At 70.3% G+C, this 7,324-nt stretch carries 8 protein-coding genes (1 of these 8 only partly in view); 7 read left to right on the plus strand and 1 reads right to left on the minus strand.

Features of this window, described 5'->3' with window-relative positions; translation table 11 throughout:
- Window positions 1–49 precede the first annotated feature (49 nt).
- Window positions 50–703, plus strand: a complete 654-nt coding sequence (locus tag WMF12_RS13445) for a radical SAM protein (RefSeq protein WP_012235209.1) — start codon at window positions 50–52, stop codon at window positions 701–703.
- 64 nt (window positions 704–767) lie between these two features.
- Here WMF12_RS13445 and fbp read toward each other — a convergent pair whose 3' ends face one another.
- A complete protein-coding gene (gene fbp / locus WMF12_RS13450) occupies window positions 768–1,811 on the minus strand; it encodes a class 1 fructose-bisphosphatase (RefSeq protein ID WP_437746016.1) in 1,044 nt (347 codons plus the stop codon).
- Between the two features lie 309 nt (window positions 1,812–2,120).
- Between fbp and WMF12_RS13455 the strand changes: the two genes are divergently transcribed.
- From WMF12_RS13455 to WMF12_RS13480, 6 genes are all read left to right on the plus strand, one after another.
- Window positions 2,121–3,047 (plus strand): class I fructose-bisphosphate aldolase, encoded by a 927-nt coding sequence (locus tag WMF12_RS13455; protein ID WP_437746017.1) that lies wholly within the window; start codon window positions 2,121–2,123, stop codon window positions 3,045–3,047.
- Between the two features lie 301 nt (window positions 3,048–3,348).
- Window positions 3,349–4,833, plus strand: a complete 1,485-nt coding sequence (locus WMF12_RS13460; protein WP_437871612.1) for a leucyl aminopeptidase — start codon at window positions 3,349–3,351, stop codon at window positions 4,831–4,833.
- Window positions 4,834–4,836: 3 nt separating this feature from the next.
- A complete protein-coding gene (gene ttcA, locus WMF12_RS13465; protein WP_437746019.1) occupies window positions 4,837–5,688 on the plus strand; it encodes a tRNA 2-thiocytidine(32) synthetase TtcA in 852 nt (283 codons plus the stop codon).
- 9 nt (window positions 5,689–5,697) lie between these two features.
- The gene (locus tag WMF12_RS13470) at window positions 5,698–6,540 is read left to right on the plus strand and encodes a hypothetical protein (RefSeq protein WP_437871614.1); all 843 of its coding nucleotides are present in this window, start codon (window positions 5,698–5,700) and stop codon (window positions 6,538–6,540) included.
- A gap of 94 nt (window positions 6,541–6,634) precedes the next feature.
- A complete protein-coding gene (locus WMF12_RS13475; RefSeq protein ID WP_437871615.1) occupies window positions 6,635–6,817 on the plus strand; it encodes a hypothetical protein in 183 nt (60 codons plus the stop codon).
- 116 nt (window positions 6,818–6,933) lie between these two features.
- Window positions 6,934–7,324 carry the start of a peptidylprolyl isomerase gene (locus WMF12_RS13480; protein ID WP_437871616.1) on the plus strand. Its footprint extends 473 nt past the window's final position, so 391 of the gene's 864 nt are visible here — the first part of the coding sequence; the start codon lies at window positions 6,934–6,936; the stop codon falls past the right edge of the window.

Raw genomic sequence — 7,324 nt, forward strand, 5'->3', positions numbered from 1 at the left:
GGCATTGCGCCGCCGAGGCCGACCGAGGCTCCTCGGAGGCGTCGCTTCCTTGAAAGAAGACACCCTCGTCGTCCACGAAATCTACGCCAGCGTGCAGGGCGAATCGACGTTCGCCGGGCTGCCGTGCACCTTCGTCAGGCTCACCGGGTGCAACCTGCGCTGCGCCTGGTGCGACACGTCGCAGGCTTTCTACGGCGGCAAGCGGATCCGCCGCGGCGAGGTCCTCGAGCGCGCGCTGGCCCTCGGCACGCCGCTCGTCGAGCTCACGGGGGGCGAGCCTCTCCTTCAGCCCGGATCGTTCCCGCTCCTCGCGGAGCTCTGCGACGCGGGCCGGACGGTCCTCGTCGAGACCAGCGGCGAGGCAGACGTGTCGCGCGTCGATCCGCGCGTGCACAAGATCATGGACCTGAAGGCGCCTGGCTCGGGGGAATCCCACCGGAACCGCTGGTCGAACCTGGATCACCTCACGCCGCGCGACGAGATCAAGTTCGTGCTCGCCGATCGGGCGGACTATGCGTGGATGCGGGACACCATCCGCGAGCGGCGCCTCGACGCGCGCGGCGTGACGCTGCTCGCCTCGTGCGTGTGGGGCAAGCTGTCGCCGAAGGAGCTCGTCCAGTGGGTGCTCGACGATGGCCTCCGCGTCCGCGTGCAGGTCCAGCTCCACAAGGTGATCTGGGGAGCAGACGCGCAGGGGGTCTGACCCGCCGGTCGCCCCCCGGCGCTGCGGCTCGTGCCGGTGAGGACGGCGCCCTTCTCTCGCAGCCTCAGCGCTCGCCGCGCACAAACTGCTCGAAATCTTCGACGTCGCGGGGCGAGCCGAGGACGAGCGGCACGCGCTCGTGGAGCGACCTCGGGACCTTGTCGAGGATGCGCTCGGCTCCCGTGCTCGCCTTTCCGCCCGCGGCCTCGAAGATGAACGCGAACGGGTTCGCCTCGTAGAGCAGCCGCAGCTTGCCCTGGCCGCCTCGATCGGCGGGGTACGCGAAGATGCCGCCCTTGAGCAGCGTCCGGTGCGCGTCCGCGACCAGCGAGCCCACGTAGCGCGCGCCGTACGGCCGCCCCTCGTGCTTGCTGTCCTCCTTGATCCACGCGTTCCAGCGGCGCACGTCCTCCGGCCATCGCGCGCTGTGGCCTTCGTTGATGGAGTACGTCGAGCCGCGCTCGGGGATCCGGATGTTCTCGTGAGAGAGAAAGAACTCTCCCACGGTCGGGTCGTAGGTGAAGCCGTGCACGCCGCCGAGGCCGGTCGTGATGACGAGCAGCGTCGATGAGCCGTAGAGCACGTAGCCGGCCGCGACCAGATCGCGGCCGGGGCGAAGGAAGTCCGAGGGATCGGCGCCCATCTTGGCGTCGCTCTTTCGGAGCACACCGAAGATCGTGCCGATCGAGATGTTCACGTCGATGTTGGACGAGCCGTCGAGCGGGTCCACGACGACGATGTACTTCGCTCGTGGGTCCGTGGAGAGGAGCCTCATTTCACCGAGCTCCTCGCTCACCACGGCCGCGCAGTGCCCGCGCCTTCCGAGCACGCTGAGCAGCGTCTCGTTGGCGACCTCGTCGAGCTTCTGCACGACCTCGCCCTGGACGTTGGTCTGTCCCGTGTATCCGAGGACGTTGGCGAGGCCGGCCCGCCGGACCTTGGACGTCACGAGCTTCGCCACCAGGCCGAACTGGTTCAGGAGGGAGGTGAACGCCCCTGTCGCCGCGGGGAACCCGAGCATTCCTTCGAGGATGTATGTCTCGAGCGTGATCCCGATGCGTGACGGCGCCTCCGGCGGCTTCCAGCTCAGATCCCGTTGGTCCGACATGATCCCTCCGCGTTGTCGGCGAGGACGTTACCGCCCCGCCACGTGCTCGCGCTCGCGTCCGCCGCTGTGGCCCCGAGGGCGGACCGGCGCAGTTTCGAGAATTGCGTATCCGATGGCTTCGTACAACATCCTCGGGGCGCTGGACCGCCCGCGCGTTGGGCTCGATACGTTCGTCCAAGTCCTGAAGATGCGGCCCGAGCCCGCTCGCCCGAGCACCCTGGCACGGCGCCGCGGGCATGACGGGGTGGGTTCACGCCCCGGGCGGGCCACGCGCTTCCTGGCGCAGCAGCACCTTCGACGGAGTGATTCATGGCGCTCACCACCCGTGTAGAGCAGATCCTCTCCTGGTACGCCTCCGAGAACCCAGGCACGCTGACGAACCTCGTCCGGCTGCTCAACCATGGCGCGCTCGCGGGCACCGGAAAGATGGTGATCCTGCCGGTGGACCAGGGCTTCGAGCACGGTCCGGTGCGATCGTTCGCTCCGAACCCCGAGGCCTACGACCCCGATTACCACTTTCAGCTCGCGATCGACGCCGGGTGCAACGCCTACGCGGCGCCGCTCGGATCGCTGGAGGCGGGCGCGGCCAGGTTCGCGGGGCAGGTGCCCCTGATCCTGAAGCTGAACAACAGCGACACGCTGGCGAAGGTGGAGCAGCCCGTGTCGGCGGTGACCGGCTCGGTCGAGGACGCGCTCCGCCTCGGCTGCGTCGGCGTCGGCTACACGATCTACCCGGGGTCCGGCGCGAGAAACAGGATGTACGAGGACCTTCGCGAGATCGCCCTCGAGGCCAAGCGCAGGGGCCTGGTCGTCATCGTCTGGAGTTATCCGCGCGGCGCCGGACTGTCGAAGCAGGGCGAGACGGCCATCGATGTCTGCGCCTATGCGGCGACGATTGCGGCCCAGCTCGGCGCACACATCATCAAGGTCAAGCCGCCGACCGCTCATATCGAGCAGGAGGAGGCGAAAAAGATGTACGAGAAATACAACATTCCCATCCAGACGCTCGCCGACCGGACCCGGCACGTCGTGCAGGCGACGTTCGGCGGCAAGCGGGTGGTGATCTTCTCTGGCGGCGAGTCCAAGGCGACCGACGCCGTCCTGGAGGAGGTGCGCGAGATGGCCGCAGGCGGCTCCTTCGGGTCGATCATGGGGCGCAACGCGTTCCAGCGCCCTCGCGCCGAGGCGCTGCGGCTCCTCGCCGACGTGATCCAGATCTACGGGTCGGCGCGCTGACGCCGCTGGATCCGGCGCCCGGGCCGGGCCGGCTCGGACCCGCAGTCCGGAGGGCAGCGTCGCGCGAGGCGCTCCGACGGCGGGCCGCCGAGCGCGAAGCCTGCGTGGAGCCGCGCGGAACCGTGCGGGACCGTGCGGGACCGTGCGGGACCGTGCGGGACTACGCGCCTGGGAGCGGGAGCGCTCTCCCGCCCGCACCTCGGGCCGACCGCCTGCGGGCATCGTCCACGTCGACGGGGTTAGCCCTTCGTGTTTAGATGCCGCGCTGGACACCCTCCACATCCCGGGCTCAGGAGACCGCATGCCGATCAAAGTGAACCTCGCCTCGTCCGACCCGCTGAGCATCGCCGTCGACGTCGTCGTCATCGGCGTGCCTGAAGGCGCTTCGACGGGTGAGGGCGTGCTGGCGAGGCTCGTGGCGGCGCTGGGCGAGTCGGTGACTCACCAGGTCAAGCGTGACGACTTCACGGGGAAGAGGGATCAGAGCATCGATTTCGCGACGCACGGCGCGTTGAAGCCCGGCCGGGTGCTGTTGCTCGGGCTCGGGTCGGGCAAGGTCACCGACGTCGAGTGCCGGCTGCTCGCGGCGAAGGGGGCGCGCTTCGCGAACGGCGTGCGCGCCGAGAGCGTCGCGGTCGTGGTGCCTCCCGGCGTCGAGCGCGCGGAGCGGGCTGCCGCGGAGGGGCTCGTGCTCGGGGCCTACCGGTTCACCCGCTACTTCACGGGCGATCGTCTGCCCAAGGTCGAGCTCTCCCGCGGCACCGTGGTCATCGAGGGCAAGGGGGGCAAGGCGGCGCGCGATGCCGTCGCGCTCGGCCAGCAGGTCGGCGAGGCGATCTGCGTCGCGCGCGACCTCGTCAACGAGCCGCCGAACGAGGTTTATCCGGAGGCGCTCGCGCGTGTCGCGGTGGACGTGGGCAAGCAGCACCAGCTCAAGGTGACGGTGCTCGACAAGGCCGCGCTCACCAAGCGGGGCATGAAGCTCATCATTGCGGTGGGGCAGGGGAGCGCGAGGGAGCCTCGGCTGGTCCACATGGTCTACGCTCCTCCCGGGAAGCCGAAGGGGAAGCTCGTCTTCGTGGGCAAGGGGCTCACCTTCGACAGCGGCGGGCTCTGCATCAAGCCAGCTCCGGGCATGGAAGAAATGAAGGGCGACATGGGCGGCGCCGCGAACGTGATCGCGCTGATGGCCGCCGTCGCGGCCGCCAAGCCGAACGTCGAGGTGCACGGCGTCATCGGCGCGGCAGAGAACATGCCCGACGGCGCGGCATACCGGCCCGGCGACATCTTCGGCTCTCTGGACGGCAGGACGGTGGAGATCATCAACACCGACGCCGAGGGGCGCCTGGTCCTCGCCGACTGCCTCGCCTATGCGCGCGCGCTGAAGCCGGACCTCATCGTCGATAACGCGACCCTCACGGGCGCGTGCGTCGTGGCCCTCGGGCCGACCGTGTCCGGCTTCTTCTCGAACCGCGAGGAGCTCGCGGAGCGCCTGCGGAGCGCCGCGAAGGCCGCGGGCGAGTCGATGTGGCAGCTCCCGCTCATCGAAGAGCTCCGCGACGGCCTCAAGAGCGACTGGGCCGACATCAAGCACACGGCCGACCGCTGGGGAGGGGCCATCACCGCGGCCTTGTTCCTGCGCGAGTTCGTGGGGGATGTCCCCTGGGTTCACGTGGATATCGCTGGCCCATCCATGGCGAACAAGCCGTACGGCATCTTCTCCAAGGGCGGGACGGGCCACGGCGTGCTTACCTTCCTCCGCCTCATCGAAGGCTTCACCGGCTAAACCGTGCAACTCCGCCGCAAGCTCGCGCGCGCCATGGGGCGCGCCATCACCGACTTCGACATGATCGCCGACGGCGATCGGATCCTCTGTGCTGTCTCGGGGGGCAAGGACAGCTACGCGATGCACGCGCTGCTCGTCGACCTCGCGCGGCGCGCGCCGGTCCGGTTCAGCGTGATCGCGGTCAACATCGACCAGGGGCACCCTGGCTACCCGGGACACCTCCTCACCGACTACATGGCGGCGGGCGGCCACGAGTTCCGGATGATCTCCGAGGACACCTACTCGATCGTCACCGAGAAGATCCCCGAGAACAAGACGTACTGCTCCCTCTGCTCCCGCCTGCGCCGGGGCATCCTGTACCGCATCGCGCGCGAGCTCGGCTGCTCGAAGATCGCCCTCGGCCACCACCGTGACGACGCCGTGACGACGCTGCTGCTGAACCTGATCTTCGCGGGGCAGCTGAAATCGATGCCGCCGAAGCTCATCTCCGACGACGGCGACAACATCGTGATCCGTCCGCTGATCTACTGCGCCGAGGCCGAGCTCGCCGCGTTCGCCGCGGAGGAGCGGTTCCCGATCATCCCCTGCGACCTGTGCGGGTCCCAGGACAACCTCCAGCGCAAGGCGGTGAGCCAGCTCCTCGCGGATCTCGACGCGCGCCACCCCGGGACGCGGCAGAACATGCTCGCAGCCCTCGGCAATGTGCGCCCGAGCCACCTCTTCGACACGGGCCTTTGGAAGCGGCTCGGGCTCGAGGTCGCCCGGGAAGAGGGGAGCGCAGGCGACCAGGCGGGCGTGGGTGCGCCAGCGCCGGACGTGCTGCCCGTGGGCAACCTCCTGAGAAACCTGGCCTAGCGCTCGCTCATGAGCACGGATGCCCCCGGCGCCATCTCGATCGGCGCTCCGCGCGAAGAGGAGTCCACCGCGTCGGCCTTCGTCGGTCGCGGCGGTGCGTTGACGCGCGGGGTCGACGGGGCGTCAGGCTCGGACCACCCGGAGGCGCCGCTGCCGGGGGCGGCGCGCTTCGACCTGGGTCCGGGCGGCGGGCGCGCCCCGCAGGCGTTGCTCGCCGCGGTCGTCGCCTGGATGATCACGGTCGCGCCCGCGGGTTTCGGTCGTGGCGCGCCCGTGGTCGCCAGCATCGCCGCCACGCTCGCCTTCCTGTGCGGCGTCGCTGCGCCGCTGCTCGCCGCCACGCACCGCCGGGTCGCCCGGCACCTCGGCATCTCCGTCTTCCTCGCGCTGGTCACGCTGACCTGGCTGCTGGCTTCTCCTTCCCTTCAGCCATCCCGCCTCGACCCGGTCCGCGCGGCGATCGGCGCGATCGCCTGGGGCATCTTCGCGCTTTCCTGGCGCGATCGCTGGTATGTGCGGCGCCAGCCGGAGCCGGAACCAGACGCCCCGCTCCTGCAGGCCCGAGCCCACCTCCCTCCGCTCGCGACGGCGATCGTCGCGTTCGGAGCGCTCGTGAGCCTCGCGATCCTCGTGCTCGCCTGGCGCATCCGGGACCCGGAGCGCGCCCTCTTGGCCCAGGCCGTCGCGGTGGCCTGCGCTGTCGCGCTGATCACGGCGGCGTCCGGCGTCGCGGTGGCTCGTGGCCGCCGGCACACGGGCGGCGGACGGCGGCTCCCCCACCGAGCCGTTCGGCACCTGGTGGTCCTGATCGTCTTTGCGGTCCTGGGGGCGGTGGCGATGACGCTGCGGTGAGCGGCGGCGCGGCCGTGGCCTCCCGGCTGCCGCCGCTCCCCGGTGTCCCCGCATCCCCGCCGGTTCCTCACCAAATCGCGTTACACTCATGGGCGTGTCCCGCGCAGTCGATGTGTTCGCGGTTCTGCTCCTCGCCGCCGCAGCGTTCTCCTTTGCCTTCGGGGTTCACGCGCTCGGTGATCGCCAGGATTTCAAGGCGATCTACCTCCTCGTGATCGGCGGCCTCTCGCTCAAGGCGTCCACGGAGATCCTTCGTCCCCGCGGGGGTAGCGCGTGAGCCCTGGGCGCCGAGCGATCGCGGCCGTCGCGTGTCTGTGCGCGTGCGCGGCATGGGCTGCTCTATCGACGTCCGCGAGGGGGGCGGCGCCGCTGCCGCCCGACGTGGCGGCCCGCGTGGGCACGAGCGACATCGCCGTCGACTCGGTAGCCCGCATCGCGGCGGCGCAGCAGATCCCGCCTGCGCAGGCCCGGGACGCGGCGGTCCGCGACGCGCTCTGGGCCGCCGAGGCAAGAGCTCGCGGCCTCGAACAGGAGCCCGACGTGCGGCGCGAGATCAGCCTGCTGCTCGCCCGTCGCATGCTCCACCGCCTGAAAGAAGAGGCGGCGAACGCCGGCCTGGTGACCGACGACGAGCTGCGCGTCGCCACCGAGCGCCACTGGCTCGATCTCGATCGTCCCGAGGGGTACCGCACCGTGCACGCCGTCGTGAAGCTCTCGGAAGACGCTGGCGAGGCTACCCGTGACAGGGCGAAGGCGATCGCCGACGCCATCCGGACGGCCGTGT

The organism is Sorangium sp. So ce363 (assembly GCF_051520435.1).
Lineage (GTDB): Bacteria > Myxococcota_A > Polyangia > Polyangiales > Polyangiaceae > Sorangium > Sorangium cellulosum_B.

Excerpts from the sequence above, each read along its gene's own strand:
- fbp (WP_437746016.1), bottom strand. The coding sequence starts at position 1,811 with ATGTCGGACCAACGGGATCTGAGCTGGAAGCCGCCGGAGGCGCCGTCA.
- WMF12_RS13455 (WP_437746017.1), top strand. The coding sequence starts at position 2,121 with ATGGCGCTCACCACCCGTGTAGAGCAGATCCTCTCCTGGTACGCCTCC.
- WMF12_RS13460 (WP_437871612.1), top strand. The coding sequence starts at position 3,349 with ATGCCGATCAAAGTGAACCTCGCCTCGTCCGACCCGCTGAGCATCGCC.
- WMF12_RS13470 (WP_437871614.1), top strand. The coding sequence starts at position 5,698 with ATGAGCACGGATGCCCCCGGCGCCATCTCGATCGGCGCTCCGCGCGAA.